The following is a 23,223-nucleotide window of genomic DNA, read 5'->3' as shown; positions in this document are numbered from 1 at the left end:
GTCAATTCATGACATTTGCTTTGGGGCAGCGCTGGATTAGCGATACGGAAAGCGATTTAGGTTTAGGTACCGTTGTAGCAATGGATGCTCGTACTGTGACATTGATGTTTGCAGCGTCAGAGGAAAACCGAGTTTACGCACGTAACGATGCACCTGTTACCCGAGTCACCTTTAATGTTGGTGATGTCATCGACTGCCAAGAAGGTTGGTCTCTAAAAGTTGAAGAAGTACTGGAAGACGAAGGTCTATACACCTATTTCGGTACTCGTGAAGACACGCAAGAAACCGCCGTTGTTCTGCGTGAGATTTTTCTGAGCAACCAAATTCGTTTTAATAAACCTCAAGATAAGTTGTACGCCGGTCAAATCGACCGAATGGACAACTTTGTTCTGCGTTACCGTGCGCTAACCAACCAGTTTGAGCAGCATAAGAGCCCAATGCGTGGCTTGTGTGGTATGCGTGCTGGTTTGATCCCTCATCAGCTTTACATCGCGCACGAAGTTGGCCGTCGCCACGCGCCACGCGTATTACTGGCGGATGAAGTTGGTTTGGGTAAAACCATCGAAGCGGGCATGATCATTCACCAGCAAGTGCTGTCTGGCCGTGCAGAACGTATTTTGATTGTGGTGCCTGAAACACTGCAGCATCAATGGCTGGTTGAGATGATGCGTCGTTTCAATCTGCATTTCTCTATCTTTGACGAAGAGCGCTGTATCGAAGCTTTTGCGGATGCAGAAAACCCATTTGATACCCAGCAATACGTGCTGTGTTCTTTAGACTTCCTACGCAAGAGCCGCAAGCGTTTTGAACAAGCACTGGAAGGCGAATGGGACCTATTAGTTGTCGATGAAGCGCATCACCTTGAGTGGAGCCAAGATAAACCGAGCCGTGAATACCAAGTGGTAGAAGGTTTAGCTGAACGTACTCCTGGAGTGTTGTTACTGACGGCAACGCCAGAACAGCTTGGTCGTGAGAGCCACTTTGCTCGTCTGCGTTTGCTGGATCCTGACCGTTTCTACGATTATGAAGCGTTTGTCGAGGAAGAAGAGCAATACGCACCTGTAGCGGATGCGATTACTTCACTTTTCTCTGGTGAAAAACTGCCTGATGAAGCGAAAAACCAGATTACTGAGTTGTTGTCTGAACAAGACGTAGAACCACTTTTCCGCATTATCGAAAGTGAAGCGGACGAAGAAGCGAAAGCGTCAGCGCGCCAAGAGTTGATCGACAACTTGATGGATCGTCACGGTACGGGACGAGTTCTGTTCCGTAACACACGTGCGGCTATCAAAGGCTTCCCTGCGCGTAACGTGCACCTGATGCCAATGGATATTCCACCGCAATACACCACGTCAATGCGTGTTGCTGGGATGATCGGCGGTAAGATGAGTTCGGAAGCACGTGCGATGAAGAACCTTTACCCGGAAGAAATTTTCCAAGAATTTGAAGGCGATGACGCAAGCTGGTGGCAGTTTGACTCGCGCGTGAATTGGTTACTTGAAAAGGTAAAGGAGAAGCGCAGCGAGAAAATTCTGGTGATTGCCTCTCGTGCAAGTACGGCTCTGCAATTGGAGCAAGCACTGCGTGAGCGTGAAGGCATTCGTGCGACCGTCTTCCATGAAGGTATGTCGATCCTTGAGCGTGACAAAGCAGCCGCTTACTTTGCGCAAGAAGAAGGTGGTGCACAGGTTCTTATCTGTAGTGAAATCGGCTCTGAAGGTCGTAACTTCCAGTTTGCCAACCAATTAGTCATGTTTGACTTGCCGTTCAATCCTGACTTGCTTGAGCAACGTATCGGTCGTTTGGACCGTATCGGCCAAAACCGCGACATCGACATTCATATTCCTTACCTGAAAGGTACCTCGCAAGCCATTCTTGCTCGCTGGTTTGATGAAGGTTTAAACGCTTTTGCAGAAACTTGCCCAACAGGCCGTGCCGTTTATGATAAGTACTCTGATGATCTGATTGAAATCCTTGCTTCTGGTGACACCAGCACGCTAGATGAGATCATTGAAGCGTCAGCAAGAATGAATAAAGAGCTGAAATCCCAATTGGAGCAAGGCCGTGATCGCCTGTTAGAAATGCATTCAAATGGCGGAGAAAAAGCACAACAAATCGTTGAGAAAATTGAATCAACCGACGGCGATACCAATTTGGTCACCTTCGCACTTTCTCTTTTTGATACGATTGGCTTGAACCAAGACGACAAAGGTGAAAACGCACTGATTGTGACCCCATCTGAGCACATGATGGTACCAAGCTACCCAGGTCTGCCATACGAAGGAGCGACGATCACGTTTGATCGTGATACGGCTTTATCTCGTGAAGACATGCACTTTATCAGTTGGGAGCACCCAATGATCCAAGGTGGTATCGATCTTCTGATGAGTGAAGGGGTGGGTACGTCTGCGGTATCTCTACTGAAAAACAAAGCGTTACCAGTCGGGACTATTCTTCTTGAGTTGATTTACGCGGTAGATGCGCAAGCGCCAAAACGCAGTGGTATCGCGCGCTTCTTACCGAAAACGCCAATCCGTTTGATGATGGACTCGCGTGGTAATGATTTGTCTGCTCAAGTGGAATTTGAAAGCTTTAACCGCCAGCTCAGCCCTGTAAACCGTCACTTAGGCAGCAAGTTGGTCACGTCGGTACAGAAAGACGTACACCGCTTGATCGAAGCGGGGGACAATCTTATCGAAGCTAAGGTTGAGGAAGTACGCAAGCAAGCTCATCAAGATATGCAGCATAGCTTGAATGCAGAACTTGAGCGTTTGCAAGCACTGAAAGCGGTAAACCCAAATATTCGTGACGAAGAAATTGAAGCCATTGATGCGCAAATTAAGGAGCTCACTGGTTACATCAACCAAGCTCAAGTGCAGCTCGACTCGCTACGTTTGATTGTGGTGAGCCACAACTAAGTAAGCATTTATTGTTCATTAAAAAAAGGTCTTCAGTTGAAGACCTTTTTCTTTATTTGCGGTTTAGTTTCTTTATGCGGAATGCATTACTCACTCATAGCTACCTCATTTACATCAACCACTTCCACCAGATAAACACAGCCAAGAAGCCAAACAAGTAAATCAGGCCTGCAATCGACAACCACTTCAGTTTAGGTCCAACAGCCAGAGGCTCAGGTAACTCGGTTTTGCTTACTAATGTGTAATTTAGCAGAGCAAAGAATGGCGTGGTCATAAAGGCGAGGATCATCGCAAAGTTCAGCATAGGCAATAACGCAGAAGCCCAGAAAACCACAATACCTAATGCAAGTAAGGCGACCACCAGCATGATCGCTGATGTGGCTTTAGGGTTAGTGTCTGGTTGTGAGCGCAGTAGACGTTGAGAGTCAGAAATAACGCGTGAGTAGCCATCAATAACGGTAATCGTGCTGCCAAAGATACAGAAAAACGCAATTACCGCGATCAAATAACGAGACCATTCGCCAATCGTCGCCGCATATAAGCCAACCAATTGATGGGAGAAGCCAACGCCTGAGCTTTCAAGTGCAACGCCAGAACCATAGAGCATCAAAGAACCTAACGATACAAAGATAATGGCAAGAAAAGCCGTGCCAATATAACCGACATTAAAGTCAAATAGGGCAGAGCGGTATGTTACTTCTTGCTGACTTGATTGGCGTTTTAACCACGCAGAGGTCAAGCAGGAGATCTCTATCGGTGCTGGCATCCAGCCCATTGTTACGACGATAAAGCCAATTGCCGCAATCGACCAAGGTGACGGTGGCTCGAAGTTGGCCACTTGCTCAACAGGGTTACCAAAGGCGATAGAAACGGCGAGTAAAGTCGCGATGGTTAACACCGACATGATCACCTTAGATAGCTTATCGAGCGCTTTGTAATGGCCAGCAAATAATATGATCAGGCAGGTGACAATCACAATGATACTGAGTGATGCCATTGATAGTGAAAACGGAATGAAGTAGCCCAGCAAGCTAGCACTAAACATCAACAAAGCGGCGGTATTGATTACGGCTGAGACCACGCTCAGAAATAGAAATAGCCATAGATAAGGCCGACCTAATTTCGCGTAGCCCTCAACCAAGGTGAGCCCTGTCCCCATGGTGTACTGTACGCCCGCTCGGAAAAAAGGGTATTTAAACAGGTTTACGAGCAGAATCAGCGCCGCCAGTTGCCAGCCATAAATCGCACCAGCTTTGGTTGATGCGACGAGGTGAGAGCCACCGACCGCAGCAGATGCCATTAATATGCCGGGGCCTAGCGAACGAAAAAATAAGGAAAGTTTGGATTGGGGTTTATCTATAACGGCGGAGTCCATTGCTTATTGTCCTTTTTATCTTATGTATCTTTCTAAAGAGATACATACCGCAGTACATGACAAGCTGAGCGCTCGCCCTATACTGCGCAACGGTAATATCTTTTAAATGCTGTGTTTTGATGTATTTATTTTAAGTATTCTTTGCGAATATCATGCTGTGTGCATCTAGCACTCTATTCAGTTATGCGTCTTGTTGTCAAACTAAATTTACAACGTGCTATTTTTAGTTTTTATGCTAAAGGATTGACTTTGTTTTATTGGTTTGAACTTTTCTTCAGCACCCTGCATTTGGGTGCTATTTGGGTATATAATCGCGGCGTTTTTATTTTGTAGAGATCTCCCATGGCAATGCTTGAATATACCCCTCCCACCGATCCTTGGGTCGATATCGTTTTTGAGGATGACGACATTCTGGCAGTGAATAAGCCATCTGGGTTACTGTCTGTTCCTGGTCGACTTGCAGAGCATTACGACAGCATGTGGAGCCGCCTCAAGGAAGTGCATCCAGAAATCCAAGTAGTGCATCGCTTGGATATGTCGACATCAGGGTTGATGCTGCTGGCGAAAAACAAACCTTCGGAGCGAGCATTAAAAAAGCAGTTCCAATATCGTCTCACCCACAAGGTGTATTACGCACGTGTTTGGGGGCATGTCGAGCCGCAAGAAGGGAATATTGACCTTCCATTAATTTGTGATTGGCCAAATCGTCCGCGACAAAAAGTATGCTTCGACGACGGCAAGCCATCTCAAACTTTATTCCAAGTGGTGAAGCGTGAAGTGCATCCAGATGGCACCCATACGACCGTTGTGCGACTACTGCCCATTACTGGTCGATCGCATCAGTTACGCGTGCATTTGATGGCGATTGGTCATGCGATTGTGGGTGATGAGTTTTATGCAAGCGAAGAGGCGTATCAGTTTTCAGAACGTTTAGAGTTGCACGCTGCGGAGCTAAGTTTTTATCACCCAGCCACGGATCAGCTGAGTAGTATTTTTGTACCTTGTGACTTTTATCCTGAAGCCGAGGCGGCGATCTTTAACTATTTTTCGCCAGAACGTACATTGCCTGATTATAAAACGTTGCCACACCCTTAATGCCAACCGCAGTCAACAACGGTTCTTTCTAGTTCGCTATTTCGTTACTGTGGTTGATGTATCCTGTCTTTCAGCCGTGAACAAGGAGTTGTTATGTCTTTGCCGACCATCGTATTTTTGGACCGTGCGACCATCCCAGAACATATTGAGATCCCACGACCTAGCTTTCAGCACTACTGGCGTGAGTACGACTTAACCGCGCCAGAGCAGGTAATAGAAAGGTTAGCAGGTGCAGATATCGTGATTAGCAATAAAGTCCTGCTTGACCAAAATATATTAGAGCAACTACCACAATTGCGGATGATCGCGGTTGCCGCGACTGGTTTTAACAACGTCGATGTGGACTACTGTGCTAAGCATAATATTGCGGTTGCCAATGTACGTGGTTACGCGACGCGTTCGGTGCCCGAGCACGTGATTGCGATGCTGTTTGCTTTACGCCGAAATTTATTTGGTTACCATCAAGATATTGCCGCTGGCGAATGGCAGCGTAATAAGCAGTTTTGCTTTTTTACGCACCCAATCGGGGATATAGGTGGTAGCACGCTAGGTGTTATTGGCAGCGGCGCTTTAGGGCAAGCGACAGCACAGTTAGCTGATGCGCTAGGCATGCAGGTGATCTTTGCTGAGCGTAAAGGTGCATCAGAATGCCGACCTGGTTATGTGCCGTTTGAGGAAGTGTTAAAACGCTCTGATGCGTTGACTTTGCACTGTCCGCTCAACAAGCATACTCAGAATTTGATTGGTCAAGCAGAGTTGCAACAAATGAAGCCCAACGCCATTCTAATTAATACGGGGCGTGGAGGCTTGGTGAATGAGCAAGCGCTGGTGGATGCCCTAAAACAGGGAGAAATTGCTGCGGCTGGTTTTGATGTTTTTACCCAAGAACCAGCTGATGAGAGCAATCCGCTGATTGCCAATATGGGTTTACCTAATTTGTTACTGACACCGCATGTTGCATGGGGCAGTGACTCTTCGATTCAACGTTTAGTGGAAATCTTGATTGAGAACATTGACGCTTTCGAGCGCGGAGAGCGTATTAATCGCTTGGTGTAACGCTGACATTTAAGTAAAAGATAAAAAAAGCAGACATCATGTCTGCTTTTTTCGTTAATTGAATGCTCGTTGGAATCGAGCCGTCGAATTAAAACTCTTCTTCGTTGAGACCTTTTAGGATCTGGAAGATTTCGCGGTACGCTTTTGCTGGTTTCCCTGCTTTTTTCTCTTTGGCTGCTTGGCGAGCCAATTGGCGTAGACGCTGACGATCCGCTTCTGGGTACATTTCCATTACGTCATCAATGGCTTTGTCGCCTTCTTCCACCACGCGATCACGCAATGCTTCAAGCTTGTGGAATACCGCTGTTAATTGAGAGTGCTTGTTACGAATCTTATCCAACGCCGCTTGGATTGGCTCTGGATCTTCATAACGCATCAACTTACCAATACGTTGTAATTGGCGACGACGTGCTTCGTTTTTAAAGCGTTGTGCGTCTGCAATTGCTTCTCGCAGGTCTTCGCTCAATGGAAACTTTTCTAGAACTGCAGGTTTGAGGCCGACAAGCTCCTCACCTAGCTTTTGCAGTTCTTCCATGTCTCGCTTCATCTCGGATTTGCTTACCCAGATGATCTCTTCTTCTGGTTCCCATGGCGCTTTTTGATTCTTACGTGCCATTTCAGTTGCCTGTGTTTTGATTAATATTATGACTATTTTAACAAGAATCGTGGGGAGAAAGCGAAATTCTTGTTATCCTATTGTTCATCAAAGACAAGATGTGAAAGACAATGGATATTAAACAGCAGGTTGCTGAGCAACGTACCGAGCTAGAGCAAGCCGTCGCAAGAGCCTTAAAGCTTGCATCGGCAAAATCTGACGCCGCCGAAGTCGCAATTACCAAAAGCACTGGTTTAAGTGTATCTACTCGCATGGGCGAGGTAGAAAATGTCGAGTTCAACAGCGATGGTGCGCTGGGCATTACCGTTTACCGAGGTCAACGTAAAGGCAGTGCTTCCACGTCTGATTTAAGTGAAGCTGCTATCGAGCAAACCGTTATTGCGGCGCTGGATATTGCACATTACACATCTGAAGATCCATTTGCAGGGCCCGCAGCCAAAGAATACATGGTGCAAGAGATCCCTGAGCTTGATCTTTTCCACCCAGACGCCCCTGATCCCGATTATGCTGCCGATGTGGCGATCGCCGCTGAGAAAGAAGCGTTAAGTTATGACAGTGCAATCAAGCAAAGTGATGGCGCGAGTTATGATAGCCACTACGGTGTAAAAGTGTATGGTAACAGCCATGGCTTATTAGCAAGCTATGCGTCTAGCCGCCACAGTACCAGCTGTTGTGTGATTGGCGTTGGTCAAAATGGCGAAATGGAGCGTGATTACAGCTACACAGTGGCACGTCATCGCGATGACTTATGGACACCAGAAACAGTGGGTCGTAAGGCGGCAGAGAATACGATTAACCGCTTAGATGCGCAGCGCTTAAAGACAGGTAAATACCCAATCATGTTTGCCGCTGATGTTGCAACTGGCTTGATTGGTCACCTTGTTATGGCGATCAGCGGTGGTAACCTGTACCGTAAATCTTCTTTTCTACTTGATCACCTTGGTAAGCAAGTGCTTCCTGAGTGGTTCAATATCTCGGAGCGTCCACATGTATTACGTGGTTTGGCGTCAAGCCCCTTCGATAGCGAAGGCGTGTACACTCAAGATCGTGAGATCATCACTGACGGTGTGCTAGCGACTTACCTGTTAACCAGTTATGCCGCACGTAAAATGAAGATGGCGCCGACAGGTCACGCTGGTGGCATCCACAACTGGTACGTGAAATCGACAGGCCAAAACTTCGAACAAATGCTTAAAGAGCTCGGTACTGGTCTTCTAGTGACAGAAGTGATGGGACAAGGCGTGAACGTGGTAACAGGTGATTACTCTCGCGGTGCTGCAGGCTTTTGGGTTGAGAACGGCGAAATCCAATACCCAGTATCGGAAATTACCATTGCTGGTAATCTAAAAGACATGTTCAATAAGATTGTTGCCGTAGGTAGCGACGTTGAAACGCGCTCGCAAATTCAAACGGGTTCAATCTTACTGGATGCGATGAAAGTTGCGGGTGAGTAAGCTTTCCTAATTCAGAATTAAAAAAGCCTGATGTGTTCATCAGGCTTTTTAGTTTTTGCAGTTAGGTAATCAGTATTGTGGCAAGCCCTAAGAATACTGATAAACCAATTACATCCGTTACGGTCGTTAACGCCATACCACCAGCTAAAGCTGGATCGATGTTCATTTTCTTTAAGAGGATTGGAATCGTTACTCCGGCAACCCCAGCGACCAATAAGTTGGTCAGCATCGCTGCGGAAATGATTCCCCCTAGCATCCAGTTACCTTTCCAAGCGACAACAATGCCGCCAATAATCAGCGCCCACATGATGCCGTTGAGTAAACCGATCGAGGCTTCTTTCATCAACAGTTCTCGTTTGTTCGAGTCACCGATATGACCAAGAGCAAGACCACGAATCACTAGTGCGACGGTTTGGTTACCAGCGACACCACCCATGGAAGGAACAATCGTCATCAATACGGCAATGGCCGCCATCTGGTCTAGCGTGGCTTCAAACATGTTAGAAACAGAAGCGGCAGCGAGTGCGGCCAACACGTTAGCCCCAAGCCAGATACTACGTTTGCGAGCTGATTTTACAACGGGTGCGAAGGTATCTTCGTCATCGTCCATACCTGCCATACTCATCATCGAGTGCTCGGCATCTTCACGGATAACGTCAACTACGTCATCGATAGTGATACGGCCAACGAGATGCTGATTCTCGTCTACGACAGGAGCAGAGACCCAGTTACGACGTTCGAACAGACTAGCAACATCTGAATCACTGGTATCGACAGTGATCGCTTCGTCAGCATCTTCCATGATGTCGACAATTTTGACATCAGGCTGGGTCGTGATCAGCAGAGTAATGGGTAGTTCACCAATCAGTTTGCTTTCTTCATCAATGACATAAAGTGCATCCGTTGCTTCTGGTAGTTCACCTTTCATACGCAGATAACGTAAAACCACGTCCACATCTACGTCACCACGAATCGTGATAACGTCGGTGTTCATCAGCCCACCTGCGGTGTCTTCTGGGTAGGACAGGGCGGTTTCGACACGCAGACGGTCAGAGGAGTCCATTTGCGACAGGACTTCGCGTGACAGGTTGTCTGGCAAGCTACGCAGTACATAAGCCACGTCATCGGTATCCATGCCTTCTGTCGCTTCTGCAAGCGCTTCTGGTGCCATTTTGGATACGAGACTATCTTTGACGTCTTCGTTCAGTTCGTCGAGGATTTCACCGTAGTCTTCAGGGTCGGTGAGTTGCCAGAGAACTTCACGGCTTTTTCGTGGAGAGGCTTCTAAAAGGTGAGCGATATCCTCAGGTTCCATGTCCTGTAACTGACGACGAACATGGACGAAGCGGCCATTTTCTAGCGCTTCTGTGACTTCTTGGAGGGCTTGGTGAGCTTGGTCGAATTCAATTTGCTCTGCCATTCATTCCTCCCAATTCCTGATATTTACAATGCGTTGAATAATAACTTAATTCTAGGCGCCTTTTAATAACAACTTATGATACTAAGCAAATTTATTTCTTGGAGCAGTGAGGGGAAGGAGAGTGAGAGGTAATAAAAAAGCGAGTAAATTACTCGCCTTCATCAAATTTATCTTCGATTAAGTGGCAAACGGCATCCAGTGCTTCTTCTGCTTGCTCACCCGCAGCGTGGATTGTGACGTACTGTCCTTGAGCAGACTCAAGCATTAATAAACCCATTACGCTGTCTGCTGTGGCGGTTTTGTCTTCTTCATTGTCGATAGTGATGACCGCTTCAAAGCTCTGGGCCAGTTCGACCAGTTTGACGGCTGCGCGAGCATGTAAGCCAAGGCGATTTTGAATCAATACTTTACGACTTAACTCCACAGCTACTCCTTAGTGTTTTTCTCTAGTGAGGTATGGCGAATTTGCACTTGGTGTCCTTTATTGGCGAAGTACTCACCGATTTGCTGAGTTAAGTACACCGAACGGTGTTTACCACCGGTACAACCTATTGCAACGGTCAAATAGCTGCGGTTGTTTTTCTCGAGCAGAGGTAACCAATTCTCTATAAAGTTTTCAATTTGGTATTTCAAACTTAACACCGATTGGTGCTGCTCCAAAAATGCGGCGATAGGGGCATCCAAACCCGTAAGAGGGCGCAACGCTGGTTCCCAATGTGGGTTGGGCAAGAAGCGAACGTCGAATACGTAATCGGCATCGGAAGGCAGGCCATATTTGAAGCCAAAAGACTCAAATACCATAACAAGCCCTTTGCGATCCCTGCCTTCAACACGCATACGCACGGTTTCACTCAACTCATGCAAAGATTGTCCACTGCTGTTCAGTACAAGATCGGCATGCGCTTTAAGTGGCGTTAAAATTTCTTTCTCACGCTCGATGGCTTGGTCAAGGGAGAGAGAGGTGCCACCTAAAGATAAAGGGTGGATTCGGCGTGTTTCGCTGTAGCGTTTGAGTAGCGTTTCCTTATTGGCGTCCAAGAAAAGCACGGTCACATCAAGCTCTGTTTTCAACTGCTCCAGTGTACCAGTCAGTTCTTTTAGCTTTTTAGGGATATTGCGAATATCAATGCTTACCGCAACATTCTGCTTGCTGTCAGCAACAGAGTGAACAAATGCGTCCAGCAAATTCACTGGGAGGTTATCAACACAGTAATAACCTAAGTCTTCCAGTACGCGCAGCGCAATACTCTTACCGGCACCTGAGTGCCCGCTAACCACGATTAGTCGCATGATGTCCGTCCTGCTTATTGGTGAATCATGATGTCGTAAAGTTCTTCATCACTCTGAGCATTGCGCAGTAGTTTCAATACTTGCTTATCGCTCAGACGTTCTGCCATAGAGGATAGAGTCTTGAGGTGCTCTTTGCACTGTTCTTCTGGTACAAGGAGCGCAAAAAGAAGGTCGACAGGTCGATTATCAATCGCATCGAATTCAATTGCTTCATCACATTGCAGCAAGACAGCAATAGCCTTGTCGCTCGATTGCATTCTAGCGTGTGGGATCGCAATACCGTTTCCGATACCAGTACTGCCCATTTTCTCTCTGTTGAGCATGCACTCGAACAGTTCGGTAGAATCTTGGCCCGTTTGATCAGCCACGATGCGGCTGATCATTTCAAGGGCGCGTTTTTTACTCGTGCAGTGGACCGCACTCTTGGTGCAGTCCAATGACAGTATTTCGCTCAGTTGCATGATTAATGACTGTTTAGTTTTTCTTTGTGCTTATTGAGTTGGCGAACCAATTTATCTACCAGCGAATCGATCGCGGCATACATATTTTCGTCATCAGCTGATGCGTGGATTTCGCCTTGATTTATATGAAGCGTAGCTTCCGCGATTTGAGTGATTTTTTCAACTTTTAGTACAACATGTACTTGATTGATATGGTCGAAGAACCTTTCGAGCTTCTGAAACTTAGAATTTACATAGTCTTGCATTGAATCGGTAAGATCAACGTGATGGCCTTGAATATTGATTTGCATAGACTTTCCTTTTCAGTTAGTGCCTTATAATAGGCGTTTACGCTGACTTGAAGGGGCAATTCCCAAGGATTCTCGATATTTGGCTATCGTACGTCTCGCGACCTGAATCCCTTGGTCAGCCAGAAGAGCAGCAATCTTGCTATCACTCAATGGCTTAGCAGTATTCTCTGCTGCGACCAGTTTTTTAATGAGTGCGCGAATTGCTGTTGACGAACATTCTCCGCCGTTGTCAGTACTAACATGGCTAGAGAAGAAGTACTTCAATTCAAAAATGCCACGTGGTGTATGCATAAATTTTTGTGTTGTTACACGAGAAATCGTGGATTCATGCATGTCCACTGCCAAGGCTACATCATTTAGTACCATTGGCTTCATGGCTTCCTCACCATACTCGAAGAAATCTTGTTGATGTTCAACAATACATCTTGCAACTTTGAGTAGCGTCTCGTTTCTACTCTCTAAGCTCTTAATTAACCATTTTGCCTCTTGCAAATTGCTGCGGATGTACTGGCTATCCGCGCTATTGCCTTTGCCTAATTGAGCATATTGTTGATTTACTTTTAATTTTGGAACGCTATCTGGGTTGATAGAAACGGTCCATTTGCCGTTGTCTTTAAAAACGGACACATCTGGAATTACGTACTCGGTATCATCCGGTGTGATACGACTACCGGGACGAGGATCTAACTGCTGGATAAGTTTGAGGACTTCACGGAGATCGGCTTCTTTCAGCTTAGTCTCTTTAATAACGAGCTTGTAATCACGGTTCCCCAGGTGATCAATATGATCCGCAAGAATCATTTTGGCTTCAGCAAGCCACGGTGTGTCTTCTGGGAAAGTCGCTAGCTGTAGCAGTAGGCACTCTTGTAAGTTGCGTGATGCCACACCGAGCGGATCGAACTGCTGAATACGTTTACGAACGGCTTCTACTTCGTCTAACTCAATATCTTCGTTATCGAAGCTCTCATGAATTTCTTCAGGCGATAGGGTTAGGTAACCGTAGTCGTCAACAGCGTCAATAATCGCTAATGCAATCGTACGATCGGTTTCACTGAATGGTGTCAGGTCAAGCTGCCACATTAGGTAGTCATGCAATGATTCCGTGGTTTCGCCTTGGTAGACGGGCATATCATCATCAAGAGCTAAGCCAGTGCTACCGGTATTCGCGCTGTAGACGTCATCCCAAGTGGTATCGATTTCAAGTTCAGAGCTGATCTCTGATTTCTCAATTACGTCTGAACTGTCTGGAACGTCAATGTCTGCTGGTTCGTTAGCACTGTTGCTATCAGCAGTCTCGACCGCTGATTTATCTTCACCGTTTGCTAGAGGCTCATCTTGGCCTTCTTCAACTTCCAATAATGGGTTTGAATCCAAGGCTTCTTGGATTTCCTGTTGAAGATCGAGTGTCGACAGTTGCAGTAAGCGAATCGCTTGTTGCAACTGTGGCGTCATGGCTAACTGTTGACCTAGCTTGAGTTGTAATGAAGGTTTCATTCAGTGTTACTTACCTTGTAATGCTCAGAATCTTACCGTTCCTAATATAATCATAGACGGAATTGTTCGCCGAGATAAACTTGTTTCACCTGTTCATTATTGAGAACTTCTGCCGGAGTTCCCGATGCAATTAGGTGCCCTTGGCTTACGATATAGGCTTTTTCGCATACGTCCAGTGTTTCACGCACGTTATGGTCAGTGATTAACACTCCGAGGCCGCGATCGCGTAGATGCTCGATGATTTTCTTGATGTCATTAACCGAGATTGGGTCAACACCAGCGAAAGGTTCATCCAACAAAATGAATTGAGGGTTGGCTGCTAAAGCGCGAGCGATTTCCACTCTGCGTCGCTCACCCCCCGATAGTGCCATACCCGCACTGGTTCTGATGTGCTGAATGTGGAATTCTTCCAACAAATCTTCCAGCTTATCTTGGCGCTCTTCACGTGTCATTTCTTGACGAGTTTCGAGTACGGCCATGATGTTATCTTCCACCGACAGCTTACGGAAAATCGACGCTTCTTGCGGAAGGTAGCCAATCCCGAGACGCGAACGACTGTGCATCGGCAGAATACTGATGTCTTTATCATCAATGGTAATGGTGCCTTCATCTCGTGGCACCAAGCCGACAATCATATAAAACGAGGTGGTTTTACCTGCGCCGTTTGGGCCTAGCAGCCCAACAATCTGACCAGATTCAACTTCCAAGCTAACATCGGTTACGACTTTGCGTTTTTTGTAGCTTTTCGCCAAGTTTTTCGCACTCAGTACTGCCATATTAGTTCTCTATCTGATTGGGTTGCAAAATGGTCGTAACGCGCTCTTCCTTAGAGCTATCAGCGACTAGCTTTTGTTTACCAATTTGGTAACGAATCGAAGAACCTTTAATGGTGTTGTTGTCTTGTGCCAGTTGCGCTTGACCTTTCATGGTCAGTTCGTCTGTAGAAATACGGTAATCCAGCTCCACAGCTTGACCACTCAGTGTCTTACCATCGTCCATCAGCTGAGAAAACTTGGCAGGTTTACCAAATGCTTGAATCTGTTTGATGGCTTCGGTTTTAGGATCGCGCGTTACCACGATTCTATCAGCATCGATATTGATGCTACCTTGCTTAAGAGATACATCGCCTTTAAAGATAACCTGGTTACTCTTCATATCCACCTGTTGGGTGTCAGAGTTAATGTAAACCGGTTGTTGAGTATCCGACTTAAGTGCCAGCGCTTGAGGCGCCGCCAATACCAGTGCCAGTAGGCTAAGGTGTAACGGTTTCATATCGACCTTGAACTTCGTCTGTCAGAGTTGCGGTATGCTGCTTTAAGTTGCCTTGCATTGCGCCTCCAGTAGTTTCAAATTGTGGCCCAACCAACATGACCTGTTGATCGGCTTTAAAATCACGATTAGTTAGATTAATGACTAACTTGTCTGTTGCCATGGTATCAAAGCTCGCACCAGGCAGAAGATTTTGCATTAAGACCTTGTCATATAACGTTAAGACTTGGTCTTCATCTAACACGGCTCTTGTGGCCGTCACCTTCCATTCAATGACGCTACCTTCACGGTAAACCATCAAAGTCGGGTTATTAAAAATGGTATCTCCACTCTTAGCATAATGGTCTAAGTTCGTAGAGCGGATGATGTAACTGCGGACACCATCTTCACCATAGGTGATGTTTTCCAGTCCAGTACCACTGAACATGGGCAGTTCAGAATCTGGTGCTACTTGAATTGCGTCGTTGCCTTTTGGGGTCAGTAGGTAATAACCGCACCATGCGACAACGAAGATCAAGAGCAAATAAATAAGGCGAGTAAAACTCATATAATGAAGGCCTATCGTTTAGCTCAGTACTTCCCTGACCATTGCCTTTATTTGTGTAATAAATGATTTAAATGTTTGTGCTGATATTACATCACGCCAGCTTTTAGTAAATCGTGCATGTTCAGTGCACCCACAATTTTTTCGTCTTTACATAAAATCAGAGCGTTAATATTTTTATTCTGCATCAAGTTCAAACCTTCAACCGCTAGCATATCAGGGTGCGCTGTGGTTGGATTTGTCGTCATGACTTCGCCAATCGCGGTCGTATGAATATCAATGCGTTTGTCTAAGGTGCGACGTAAATCACCATCGGTGAATATACCAAGCATAGCATCGTGTTCATCGACGATAGCGGTCATGCCTAGCCCTTTTTCCGAAATTTCAAGCAGGGCATCGCGAATCAATGCGTTTGGAGAAACTTTAGGTAACGCTTCTCCAAAGTGCATAATATCAGACAACTTAAGCAGCAGTTTTCTCCCTAACGCGCCACCTGGATGAGATAGAGCAAAATCTTCGGCAGAAAAACCACGCGCTTGGAGTAGGGCTACGGCTAATGCGTCTCCCATTACTAATGTGGCCGTGGTACTGCTGGTCGGTGCCAACCCTAGCGGGCAAGCTTCTTGAGGTACCGTAATTTGTAGGTGCAAGTCAGACAGTTTTGCCATATTGGATTCTGGCTTGCCTGTCATACTAATTATCTTGATGTTCAGGCGTTTTAATACCGGAAATAGAGACAGAATTTCGTTTGACTCACCAGAGTTAGAAATTGCGAGCACAATATCTCCAGGGCTGATCATGCCCAAGTCGCCATGTGCTGCTTCGCCAGGGTGAACGAAAAACGCAGAAGTCCCCGTGCTTGCCAGAGTCGCAGCAATCTTGTTACCAATGTGGCCTGACTTGCCAATACCCATAACGACTACTTTGCCGCTGTTGGAAAGGATCAGTTCGCACGCTTTCTCAAATTGATCATCAAAGTAGGTATCCAGCTCTTGCAGAGCAGCAACTTCGATATCAAGAACTTGTTTAGCAGCAGCGCGAAAATCAAATTGATTGGACATATCAGTTCTCTACTTATTTATCGTGGTAATTAAGCGGCCATGTTTGCGAATAAGTACACTTGATAACCTAGGAAGCATGCAAACAAGATTGCACCTTCAATACGGTTAATACTGCGTGATTTACCCAAACACATCGCGACAAGTAACAGTGAAACGCCTAACATGACCCAGAAGTCACGTCCCATCGCGTACTCACTCAGTACCGATGGATTAATGATGCCAGGAATGCCCATTACGGCCAGAATATTAAACACATTCGAGCCAATAATGTTACCGACGGCCATGTCGTCTTCACCTTTTAAAACACCAGCAAGCGATGCTGCGAGCTCAGGTAGACTAGTGCCGATGGCAATGATAGTCAGACCGATGACAAGATCGCTCATGCCAAAATACTTCGCAATAATCACCGCGTTATCCACTAGCATGCTTGCTGCCAAAGGAAGCAGTATCAGGCCAATAACCACCCACATGATCGCTTTAGGGTTGCTGACGCCTTCTGGGATCTCTGACTCTTGGTCATCAAGAAAAACATCACCTGATTTTTGTTCTTTGCGGCTGATCTGCAACATAGCAAATAAAAATGCCCCAAAGAGTACAAACAATAAGACACCTTCATAAAAACCGAGATGGCTATTCCAAAGCAGAATACCGGCGAGTACTGTTACTGCAATCATTAATGGCAGTTCCCGGCGGATGACCGCGGAGCTAATCGACAGAGGCTTGATGAGTGCTGTAATACCTAGGATTAACGCGATGTTCGCGATGTTTGAGCCTAAAACGTTACCCACGGCAGTATCGGTTTTTCCGTCCCAGGCTGCGGTTGCAGAAACCATCATCTCTGGCGCAGAAGAGCCCATCGCAAGGATTGTCATGCCGATGACAAGAGGTGAAATACCGACGTTGCGGGCTATCGCTGCAGAACCAAAAACAAGTTTATCTGCACTCCATACGAGCAAAACAAGACCGACTATAAGCAACGCTACGGCTTCGAGCATGAGAATTCCTAAGTATTAAATAAGTAAAATGAATAACCGCTAATTTTGACCTTTTGCGGCCTAAAATGGAAGATAAACGACGAATAAATTAAAGGTTAGTAACGAAAATGTATGCAAATGTCGTTCATTTAAATCAGCAATTCTTGTCTAGGATTTAAACACTTTGCGCTGATTTGATCGTAATCCACAAAAAATTGCAGGTATATACTCGACTTTATTTAATTGAACAGTGCTTTAAATTCAAAGCCAATGTGCTTATGATTGCAGCCTAATAAATGTACCGACGTTACTTTATTAAACGTGAAATTCAACTCCGTTGTGTGTCTGGTTGATGATGCCGTGAGTTGCAACGCTCCGACAGTAGAAGAGATGATATGTCGAACAACGATTTAGTCACCGTGAACAACCTCACTTTTTCACGGGGAGAGCGCAAGATCTTTGATGGTATTGATCTGCATGTTCCTGAGGGCAAAGTGACGGCCATTATGGGACCATCGGGAATTGGTAAAACAACACTGCTGCGTTTAATTGGTGGTCAGTTGTATCCCGAGCAAGGAGAGATCTGGTTTGATGGCGACAATATTCCCTCTCTCTCGCGTAAAAAACTCTACCATGCTCGAAAGAAAATGAGCATGTTGTTTCAATCAGGAGCTTTATTCACTGATTTGAATGTCTTTGATAACGTTGCCTTCCCATTGCGAGAGCATACGAATTTATCTGAAGAGCTAATTCGTACCATGGTGCTGCTTAAGCTTGAAGCCGTCGGTTTACGCGGCGCGGCACAATTGATGCCAAGCGAGCTATCGGGTGGCATGGCTAGACGCGCTGCGTTGGCGCGTGCGATCGCCCTGGATCCTGATTTAATCATGTACGATGAACCATTTGTCGGACAAGACCCAATCACCATGGGTGTCTTGGTTGAGCTCATTAGTAATCTAAATCAAGCGTTAGGTTTAACTTCTATAGTCGTTTCTCACGACGTGCCTGAAGTGATGAGTATTGCCGATTGGGTTTATCTGATGGCCGATGGCAAAATTATCGCTTTTGGCACACCAGAAGAGCTTAATCAGAATCCTGACCCTCGCGTTCAGCAGTTCTTACAAGGTGATGCAGATGGTCCTGTACCGTTTCGCTTCCCTTCTCAAAGTATCGAAAAGGACTTATTTGATGGTCGATAACTTTATGCATTTTGTCGCCTCACTAGGTAGACGAACGCTCTCCATCTGCGGAGCATTTGGTCGTGCGACTTTCATGCTGATTGGGGCACTGTTTACTAAGCCACAACCGCTCAAAAGCTTTCCTCTGCTCGTTAAACAACTTTATTCCGTAGGCGTCCAGTCTCTGGCGATTATCGTCGTATCTGGGTTGTTCATTGGTATGGTCTTGAGCCTACAAGGCTATGTTGTGCTGGTGGATTACGGCGCAGAGGGCAGTTTGGGTCAAATGGTGGCGCTCTCATTGCTACGTGAATTAGGGCCCGTTGTCACTGCACTTCTGTTTGCTGGTCGTGCAGGCTCTGCGTTAACTGCAGAGATAGGTTTGATGAAAGCGACGGAGCAACTCTCTAGCCTTGAAATGATGGCGGTAGATCCTTTGAAAAGAGTGATCGCGCCACGTTTTTGGGCTGGTGCTATTTCAATGCCATTACTGGCTATGATTTTCATGGCGGTGGGTATTTGGGGCGCCCAGCTTGTTGGTGTTGACTGGAAAGGTGTTGACCATGGCAGTTTTTGGTCAGCGATGCAGTCCTCAGTTGAACTAGGACAGGATATTGGTAACAGTATGATCAAGTGCTTTGCGTTTGCAATTACGGTTACTTGGGTTGCTCTATTTAATGGTTATGATGCTATTCCAACTTCGGAAGGGATCAGCCGAGCAACTACGCGCACTGTTGTGCATTCTTCTTTAGCAGTACTAGGACTAGACTTTGTACTGACCGCATTGATGTTTGGGAATTAATCATGCAACAAACACGTAAAACTGAATTATGGGTTGGCAGCTTTGTATTAGCGGGAATTTGCGCGATTCTTGTGATGATTTTTCAAGTTGCTGACGTAAAAAGCATTGGCTCTGGTGATACTTACACCCTCAAAGCTGAGTTCGATAATATTGGTAGTTTAAAAGTTCGCTCGCCAGTAAAAGTGGGTGGGGTTGTGATTGGCCGGGTAAGCAATATTTCGCTTAACCCAGATAACTTATTACCTGTTGTAACTCTATCGATCAATAGCAAATACAATCAATTCCCAGAAACGTCGAGCGTACAAATTTTGACGTCTGGCTTGATTGGTGAGCAATACATTGGTTTAGTACCAGGCTTTGTTTTTGACGATGAAGTCATGCTGGTCGATGGCGATACCATCGAAGACACCAAATCAGCGCTCGTGCTTGAAGACTTAATTGGTCAAGTGCTTTACAGCGTAGGTGGTTCAGACGATTCAAGTAAGGAATAACTATGTTAGCGAGATTATTACTTTCAGTTTGTGCTGTGTTTAGCGCGTTTGGTACAAGTGCAGCAGAAGTGGATAAAACTGAACCTTATAAGATGATGAAGCAAGTGGCTGAAGTCACGTTCGAAAGATTAAAAGCTGAGCAGCCGAAAATCAAACAAGACCCAGATTTACTCAAGGTGATTGTTGAAGAAGAGCTAATGCCTTACGTCAACTACCGCTATGCTGGGTTAAAGCTCCTAGGTCCAAACCTAAAAGGAGCGAAACGTGAAGACGTACTTGAGTTTATCGATGCATTTCGCGCGTACTTAATTGCTTCTTATGCCCAAGTGCTAACGCAATACAGTGACCAACAAATTGAATTTGGTCCTGAGCCTAGCATTGATGACTCTAAGCGTATCACCAGTATTAAAGTTGATATCATCGATACGCCGCGTCCAAACATCAAGCTAGAGTTCAAATTGCGTAAAGACAACAAATCTGGTGAGTGGGAAGCATTCGATATGATTGCGGAAGGCATTAGTTTACTCTCTAGCAAACAGTCAGAATGGAATAGCAAAATTCGTCAAGAAGGCATTTTATCTGTCGCGAAAGATCTAGAAAAATTAGCTGCGGAACCGGTTCGCTTTGAGGCGAAGAAATAATGGCCCAGACTCCCGCTCAGTGGCAATTAGATCAAAACATTCTTAAGCTAACAGGGGCACTTGATAGAGATACAGTGCCATCATTGTGGGCGTATGCTCAGCAATGGCAACCAGCTCAAGCTGAGCTGGAATGCTCGTTAAAAGAGATAGAGCGCGTCGACTCTGCAGGAATGGTGATGTTAATCCACTTATTAGAGCATGCAAAAAAGCAAAACTGTCATATAATGCTCAGTTTCGTGCCGGCGCAACTGCGCACTTTGTTTCAACTGAGCAATGTTGAATCTTTAGTGGCCAAACACATACAGAATTATCAGGGGTAAATTGTGGACAGCGCAAAAGTACAACAGTTATTAGAAGAAGCACTAAACCTTCAAGAAGTGCATGTAAAAGGTGAAGGTAGCCACTATGAGGTGGTTGCTGTTGATGCTTGTTTCGATGGAATGAGCCGCGTTAAGAAGCAGCAGTTAATTTATGGTCCTCTGATGGAATACATCCAGCGTAACGACATTCACGCATTATCAATTAAAGCGTTCACACCAGAAGAGTGGGCTCGTGATAAGAAACTGATGTCGCTTTAAGGTTTATTGATGGAAAAGTTTCGAGTTATTGGGTCAGATAAACCACTCGTTGGTGAAGTGACCATTTCCGGTGCAAAAAACGCAGCACTGCCGATTTTATTTGCGTCTATCTTGGCGGAAGAGCCTGTAGAAGTGGCAAACGTGCCACACCTTCGTGATATCGATACAACCATGGAACTGCTTAAGCGTTTAGGCGCGAAAGTAAGCCGTAATGGTTCTGTTCACGTCGATCCAAGTAGCATTACTGAATACTGCGCACCGTATGATTTGGTGAAAACCATGCGTGCTTCTATTTGGGCTTTGGGCCCGCTCGTAGCGCGATTTGGTCAAGGTCAGGTTTCTCTACCTGGCGGTTGTGCTATCGGTGCTCGTCCTGTTGATCTGCATATTTCTGGCCTAGAGCAGCTTGGCGCAACGATTACGCTTGAAGATGGTTACGTTAAAGCTGAGGTTGATGGTCGTCTAAAAGGTGCGCACATCGTGATGGATAAAGTCAGCGTAGGCGCGACGATCACCATCATGTGTGCTGCAGCACTTGCTGAAGGCACTACAACGCTAGACAACGCGGCGCGTGAACCTGAAATTGTAGACACCGCGGATTTCCTAAATAAGCTTGGTGCAAAAATTTCTGGTGCAGGCACAGATACGATTACGATTGAAGGTGTTGAGCGCCTAGGTGGTTGTAAACACAACGTGGTTGCCGACCGTATTGAGACGGGAACATTCCTTGTCGCTGCCGCGGTATCTGGCGGTAAAGTAGTATGTCGTAACACTAACGCTCATTTGCTTGAAGCGGTTTTAGCCAAGCTAGAAGAAGCTGGCGCGCTTGTCGAAACGGGTGAAGATTGGATTTCAGTAGATATGACCGATCGCGAGCTGAAAGCAGTGAGTGTACGTACAGCGCCGCATCCAGGCTTCCCGACCGATATGCAAGCGCAATTTACGCTACTAAACATGATGGCGAAAGGCGGCGGCGTGATCACTGAGACTATCTTTGAAAACCGCTTTATGCACGTACCAGAATTGATGCGTATGGGCGCGAAAGCCGAGATTGAAGGCAACACCGTTATCTGTGGTGATGTTGAGTCATTAAGTGGTGCGCAAGTCATGGCAACCGACCTACGAGCTTCGGCTAGTTTGGTAATTGCGGGCTGTATTGCTAAAGGCGAAACCATCGTTGATCGTATTTACCATATCGACCGCGGTTACGACAAAATCGAAAATAAACTGGCTGCACTTGGCGCAAATATTGAGCGAGTGAGCGAGGCAAGTTAAACTGCACCGCAGGTAACTTGGATATCAAGAGAGCCGAAACCTGAGTTTCGGCTTTTTTATATCACTCTCATGACCATAGTTATCCTTTATGGAAAGAGAGAAATTAATAGCTGTATCTGGCAAAAGCCGGTTCCTGGAGAACAAGAATGATTGCACTGTTACGTGTATTTGCTGTCGCTATCTTTGCGATTGTTATGTTTATTGGTGGTTGTGGTTACTGCCTGTTAAGCCCCCGAAACCCTAAGCACGTTTTCACTTTTGGCCGCTTGTTTGCCAAGATGTCTCGTGTATTTGGGATTAAGTTAGAGCTGCGTATCCCTGAAGATGCGTATTCACGCGGACAACATGTTTACATTGCTAACCACCAGAACAACTGGGACATGTTTACTGTTTCTGCTGCTGTGACCCCGAAAGTTGTGACAGTAGGTAAAAAGAGCTTGGCTTGGATGCCACTGTTTGGTCAGCTTTACTGGCTTACGGGTAACATCCTGATTGACAGAGCGAATCGCTCGAAAGCAAAAGGTACTATCGATCAGGTAGTGAGCAGCATGAAAGAAAGTGATGTTTCGGTGTGGATGTTCCCTGAAGGCACGCGTTCTCGTGGACGTGGTTTGCTGCCATTCAAAACAGGTGCTTTTCATGCGGCAATTGGAGCAGGCGTACCAATCATTCCTATCGTATGTAGCTCGACGAATAAAATTAAGCTGAACCGTTGGAACAATGGTCATGTGATTGTTGAAATGCTACCTCCAATCAGTACTGAAGGCTATGGTAAAGAGGGCATTCGCGAGCTAGCAAATATCTGTCGTGAACAGATGAAAGAGAAACTTGAATCGTTAGATGAAGAAGTCAAACAGCGTAATGCTGCTTAAGTTTTACTGCGATATCATCACGAAAAGACAATAAAAAACGGGTAGCCTGAGCTACCCGTTTTTTTATGT

At 46.0% G+C, this 23,223-nt stretch carries 25 protein-coding genes; 12 read left to right on the top strand and 13 right to left on the bottom strand.

Features of this window, described 5'->3' with window-relative positions; translation table 11 throughout:
- Positions 1 to 8 precede the first annotated feature (8 nt).
- Positions 9 to 2,918, top strand: a complete 2,910-nt coding sequence (gene rapA / locus ACHFJ9_RS21050) for an RNA polymerase-associated protein RapA (RefSeq protein WP_104970984.1) — start codon at positions 9 to 11, stop codon at positions 2,916 to 2,918.
- Positions 2,919 to 3,027: 109 nt separating this feature from the next.
- Here rapA and ACHFJ9_RS21045 read toward each other — a convergent pair whose 3' ends face one another.
- Positions 3,028 to 4,293 carry an NRAMP family divalent metal transporter gene (locus ACHFJ9_RS21045; protein WP_395356201.1) on the bottom strand — a complete coding sequence of 422 codons (1,266 nt, stop codon included), beginning with the start codon at positions 4,291 to 4,293 and terminating at the stop codon, positions 3,028 to 3,030.
- A gap of 342 nt (positions 4,294 to 4,635) precedes the next feature.
- On the opposite strand from ACHFJ9_RS21045, the gene ACHFJ9_RS21040 reads away from it, so the two are divergent.
- Positions 4,636 to 5,388: a pseudouridine synthase gene (locus ACHFJ9_RS21040; RefSeq protein ID WP_104969831.1), complete on the top strand. Its 753-nt coding sequence runs from the start codon at positions 4,636 to 4,638 to the stop codon at positions 5,386 to 5,388.
- 93 nt (positions 5,389 to 5,481) lie between these two features.
- Entirely contained in the window at positions 5,482 to 6,444 is a 963-nt protein-coding gene (locus ACHFJ9_RS21035) for a D-2-hydroxyacid dehydrogenase (RefSeq protein ID WP_256955514.1), read from the top strand.
- A gap of 88 nt (positions 6,445 to 6,532) precedes the next feature.
- On the opposite strand, the gene yjgA is transcribed toward ACHFJ9_RS21035, so the two are convergent.
- A complete protein-coding gene (gene yjgA, locus ACHFJ9_RS21030) occupies positions 6,533 to 7,060 on the bottom strand; it encodes a ribosome biogenesis factor YjgA (protein ID WP_005396253.1) in 528 nt (175 codons plus the stop codon).
- A gap of 110 nt (positions 7,061 to 7,170) precedes the next feature.
- On the opposite strand from yjgA, the gene pmbA reads away from it, so the two are divergent.
- Positions 7,171 to 8,514 carry a metalloprotease PmbA gene (pmbA, locus tag ACHFJ9_RS21025; protein ID WP_005396252.1) on the top strand — a complete coding sequence of 448 codons (1,344 nt, stop codon included), beginning with the start codon at positions 7,171 to 7,173 and terminating at the stop codon, positions 8,512 to 8,514.
- Positions 8,515 to 8,575: 61 nt separating this feature from the next.
- Here pmbA and mgtE read toward each other — a convergent pair whose 3' ends face one another.
- From mgtE to ACHFJ9_RS20970, 11 genes are all read right to left on the bottom strand, one after another.
- Entirely contained in the window at positions 8,576 to 9,934 is a 1,359-nt protein-coding gene (mgtE, locus tag ACHFJ9_RS21020) for a magnesium transporter (RefSeq protein WP_006742352.1), read from the bottom strand.
- 148 nt (positions 9,935 to 10,082) lie between these two features.
- Positions 10,083 to 10,358, bottom strand: a complete 276-nt coding sequence (locus ACHFJ9_RS21015) for an HPr family phosphocarrier protein (RefSeq protein WP_005396244.1) — start codon at positions 10,356 to 10,358, stop codon at positions 10,083 to 10,085.
- A 2-nt stretch (positions 10,359 to 10,360) separates the two neighbouring features.
- Positions 10,361 to 11,224: an RNase adapter RapZ gene (gene rapZ, locus ACHFJ9_RS21010; RefSeq protein ID WP_006742353.1), complete on the bottom strand. Its 864-nt coding sequence runs from the start codon at positions 11,222 to 11,224 to the stop codon at positions 10,361 to 10,363.
- Positions 11,225 to 11,238: 14 nt separating this feature from the next.
- Positions 11,239 to 11,685 (bottom strand): PTS IIA-like nitrogen regulatory protein PtsN, encoded by a 447-nt coding sequence (ptsN, locus tag ACHFJ9_RS21005; RefSeq protein WP_005381116.1) that lies wholly within the window; start codon positions 11,683 to 11,685, stop codon positions 11,239 to 11,241.
- Between the two features lie 2 nt (positions 11,686 to 11,687).
- On the bottom strand, positions 11,688 to 11,975 hold the full coding sequence (gene hpf / locus ACHFJ9_RS21000) for a ribosome hibernation promoting factor (protein WP_005381114.1): 288 nt from the start codon (positions 11,973 to 11,975) through the stop codon (positions 11,688 to 11,690).
- 24 nt (positions 11,976 to 11,999) lie between these two features.
- Positions 12,000 to 13,469 carry an RNA polymerase factor sigma-54 gene (locus ACHFJ9_RS20995; RefSeq protein WP_395356196.1) on the bottom strand — a complete coding sequence of 490 codons (1,470 nt, stop codon included), beginning with the start codon at positions 13,467 to 13,469 and terminating at the stop codon, positions 12,000 to 12,002.
- A 50-nt stretch (positions 13,470 to 13,519) separates the two neighbouring features.
- Positions 13,520 to 14,245, bottom strand: coding sequence for an LPS export ABC transporter ATP-binding protein (gene lptB / locus ACHFJ9_RS20990; RefSeq protein ID WP_005396240.1), 726 nt, complete (start codon positions 14,243 to 14,245; stop codon positions 13,520 to 13,522).
- Position 14,246: 1 nt separating this feature from the next.
- Positions 14,247 to 14,741 carry a lipopolysaccharide transport periplasmic protein LptA gene (gene lptA / locus ACHFJ9_RS20985; protein WP_005396239.1) on the bottom strand — a complete coding sequence of 165 codons (495 nt, stop codon included), beginning with the start codon at positions 14,739 to 14,741 and terminating at the stop codon, positions 14,247 to 14,249.
- A complete protein-coding gene (gene lptC, locus ACHFJ9_RS20980) occupies positions 14,722 to 15,285 on the bottom strand; it encodes an LPS export ABC transporter periplasmic protein LptC (protein ID WP_005396238.1) in 564 nt (187 codons plus the stop codon). Before lptC ends, lptA begins: the two co-directional genes overlap by 20 nt.
- An 86-nt stretch (positions 15,286 to 15,371) precedes the next feature.
- Entirely contained in the window at positions 15,372 to 16,343 is a 972-nt protein-coding gene (gene kdsD / locus ACHFJ9_RS20975; protein ID WP_005396237.1) for an arabinose-5-phosphate isomerase KdsD, read from the bottom strand.
- A gap of 29 nt (positions 16,344 to 16,372) precedes the next feature.
- Entirely contained in the window at positions 16,373 to 17,338 is a 966-nt protein-coding gene (locus ACHFJ9_RS20970; RefSeq protein ID WP_005396236.1) for a calcium/sodium antiporter, read from the bottom strand.
- 374 nt (positions 17,339 to 17,712) lie between these two features.
- Between ACHFJ9_RS20970 and mlaF the strand changes: the two genes are divergently transcribed.
- From mlaF to ACHFJ9_RS20930, 8 genes are all read left to right on the top strand, one after another.
- Positions 17,713 to 18,516 (top strand): phospholipid ABC transporter ATP-binding protein MlaF, encoded by an 804-nt coding sequence (gene mlaF, locus ACHFJ9_RS20965; RefSeq protein WP_005396235.1) that lies wholly within the window; start codon positions 17,713 to 17,715, stop codon positions 18,514 to 18,516.
- Positions 18,506 to 19,297 (top strand): lipid asymmetry maintenance ABC transporter permease subunit MlaE, encoded by a 792-nt coding sequence (gene mlaE / locus ACHFJ9_RS20960; RefSeq protein WP_005396234.1) that lies wholly within the window; start codon positions 18,506 to 18,508, stop codon positions 19,295 to 19,297. The genes mlaF and mlaE overlap by 11 nt, the downstream gene beginning before the upstream one ends.
- 2 nt (positions 19,298 to 19,299) lie before the next feature.
- A complete protein-coding gene (mlaD, locus tag ACHFJ9_RS20955; RefSeq protein ID WP_012841383.1) occupies positions 19,300 to 19,788 on the top strand; it encodes an outer membrane lipid asymmetry maintenance protein MlaD in 489 nt (162 codons plus the stop codon).
- A 2-nt stretch (positions 19,789 to 19,790) separates the two neighbouring features.
- The gene (gene mlaC, locus ACHFJ9_RS20950) at positions 19,791 to 20,429 is read left to right on the top strand and encodes a phospholipid-binding protein MlaC (RefSeq protein WP_005396232.1); all 639 of its coding nucleotides are present in this window, start codon (positions 19,791 to 19,793) and stop codon (positions 20,427 to 20,429) included.
- The gene (locus ACHFJ9_RS20945) at positions 20,429 to 20,749 is read left to right on the top strand and encodes a lipid asymmetry maintenance protein MlaB (protein WP_005396231.1); all 321 of its coding nucleotides are present in this window, start codon (positions 20,429 to 20,431) and stop codon (positions 20,747 to 20,749) included. Before mlaC ends, ACHFJ9_RS20945 begins: the two co-directional genes overlap by 1 nt.
- Before the next feature lie 3 nt (positions 20,750 to 20,752).
- Positions 20,753 to 21,007 carry a BolA family iron metabolism protein IbaG gene (gene ibaG / locus ACHFJ9_RS20940; protein WP_005396230.1) on the top strand — a complete coding sequence of 85 codons (255 nt, stop codon included), beginning with the start codon at positions 20,753 to 20,755 and terminating at the stop codon, positions 21,005 to 21,007.
- Between the two features lie 9 nt (positions 21,008 to 21,016).
- The gene (gene murA, locus ACHFJ9_RS20935) at positions 21,017 to 22,282 is read left to right on the top strand and encodes a UDP-N-acetylglucosamine 1-carboxyvinyltransferase (protein WP_046873610.1); all 1,266 of its coding nucleotides are present in this window, start codon (positions 21,017 to 21,019) and stop codon (positions 22,280 to 22,282) included.
- Positions 22,283 to 22,428: 146 nt separating this feature from the next.
- Positions 22,429 to 23,154, top strand: coding sequence for a 1-acylglycerol-3-phosphate O-acyltransferase (locus tag ACHFJ9_RS20930; protein ID WP_005381088.1), 726 nt, complete (start codon positions 22,429 to 22,431; stop codon positions 23,152 to 23,154).
- Positions 23,155 to 23,223: the final 69 nt, after the last annotated feature.

Origin of the sequence: Vibrio sp. D3 (genome assembly GCF_043995865.1) — a bacterium.
Taxonomy (GTDB): Bacteria; Pseudomonadota; Gammaproteobacteria; order Enterobacterales; family Vibrionaceae; genus Vibrio; species Vibrio diabolicus.
Note: the sequence above shows the minus strand (reverse complement) of the source record. Positions and strands in the feature narration are given on the sequence as shown.

Excerpts from the sequence above, each read along its gene's own strand:
- hpf (WP_005381114.1), bottom strand. The coding sequence starts at position 11,975 with ATGCAAATCAATATTCAAGGCCATCACGTTGATCTTACCGATTCAATG.
- rapZ (WP_006742353.1), bottom strand. The coding sequence starts at position 11,224 with ATGCGACTAATCGTGGTTAGCGGGCACTCAGGTGCCGGTAAGAGTATT.
- mgtE (WP_006742352.1), bottom strand. The coding sequence starts at position 9,934 with ATGGCAGAGCAAATTGAATTCGACCAAGCTCACCAAGCCCTCCAAGAA.
- ACHFJ9_RS20970 (WP_005396236.1), bottom strand. The coding sequence starts at position 17,338 with ATGCTCGAAGCCGTAGCGTTGCTTATAGTCGGTCTTGTTTTGCTCGTA.
- mlaF (WP_005396235.1), top strand. The coding sequence starts at position 17,713 with ATGTCGAACAACGATTTAGTCACCGTGAACAACCTCACTTTTTCACGG.
- mlaD (WP_012841383.1), top strand. The coding sequence starts at position 19,300 with ATGCAACAAACACGTAAAACTGAATTATGGGTTGGCAGCTTTGTATTA.
- lptB (WP_005396240.1), bottom strand. The coding sequence starts at position 14,245 with ATGGCAGTACTGAGTGCGAAAAACTTGGCGAAAAGCTACAAAAAACGC.
- lptA (WP_005396239.1), bottom strand. The coding sequence starts at position 14,741 with ATGAAACCGTTACACCTTAGCCTACTGGCACTGGTATTGGCGGCGCCT.
- ACHFJ9_RS21040 (WP_104969831.1), top strand. The coding sequence starts at position 4,636 with ATGGCAATGCTTGAATATACCCCTCCCACCGATCCTTGGGTCGATATC.
- ACHFJ9_RS21045 (WP_395356201.1), bottom strand. The coding sequence starts at position 4,293 with ATGGACTCCGCCGTTATAGATAAACCCCAATCCAAACTTTCCTTATTT.
- murA (WP_046873610.1), top strand. The coding sequence starts at position 21,017 with ATGGAAAAGTTTCGAGTTATTGGGTCAGATAAACCACTCGTTGGTGAA.
- yjgA (WP_005396253.1), bottom strand. The coding sequence starts at position 7,060 with ATGGCACGTAAGAATCAAAAAGCGCCATGGGAACCAGAAGAAGAGATC.
- ACHFJ9_RS21035 (WP_256955514.1), top strand. The coding sequence starts at position 5,482 with ATGTCTTTGCCGACCATCGTATTTTTGGACCGTGCGACCATCCCAGAA.
- ACHFJ9_RS20945 (WP_005396231.1), top strand. The coding sequence starts at position 20,429 with ATGGCCCAGACTCCCGCTCAGTGGCAATTAGATCAAAACATTCTTAAG.
- ACHFJ9_RS20930 (WP_005381088.1), top strand. The coding sequence starts at position 22,429 with ATGATTGCACTGTTACGTGTATTTGCTGTCGCTATCTTTGCGATTGTT.
- mlaE (WP_005396234.1), top strand. The coding sequence starts at position 18,506 with ATGGTCGATAACTTTATGCATTTTGTCGCCTCACTAGGTAGACGAACG.
- kdsD (WP_005396237.1), bottom strand. The coding sequence starts at position 16,343 with ATGTCCAATCAATTTGATTTTCGCGCTGCTGCTAAACAAGTTCTTGAT.
- mlaC (WP_005396232.1), top strand. The coding sequence starts at position 19,791 with ATGTTAGCGAGATTATTACTTTCAGTTTGTGCTGTGTTTAGCGCGTTT.
- ptsN (WP_005381116.1), bottom strand. The coding sequence starts at position 11,685 with ATGCAACTGAGCGAAATACTGTCATTGGACTGCACCAAGAGTGCGGTC.
- ACHFJ9_RS20995 (WP_395356196.1), bottom strand. The coding sequence starts at position 13,469 with ATGAAACCTTCATTACAACTCAAGCTAGGTCAACAGTTAGCCATGACG.
- rapA (WP_104970984.1), top strand. The coding sequence starts at position 9 with ATGACATTTGCTTTGGGGCAGCGCTGGATTAGCGATACGGAAAGCGAT.
- lptC (WP_005396238.1), bottom strand. The coding sequence starts at position 15,285 with ATGAGTTTTACTCGCCTTATTTATTTGCTCTTGATCTTCGTTGTCGCA.
- pmbA (WP_005396252.1), top strand. The coding sequence starts at position 7,171 with ATGGATATTAAACAGCAGGTTGCTGAGCAACGTACCGAGCTAGAGCAA.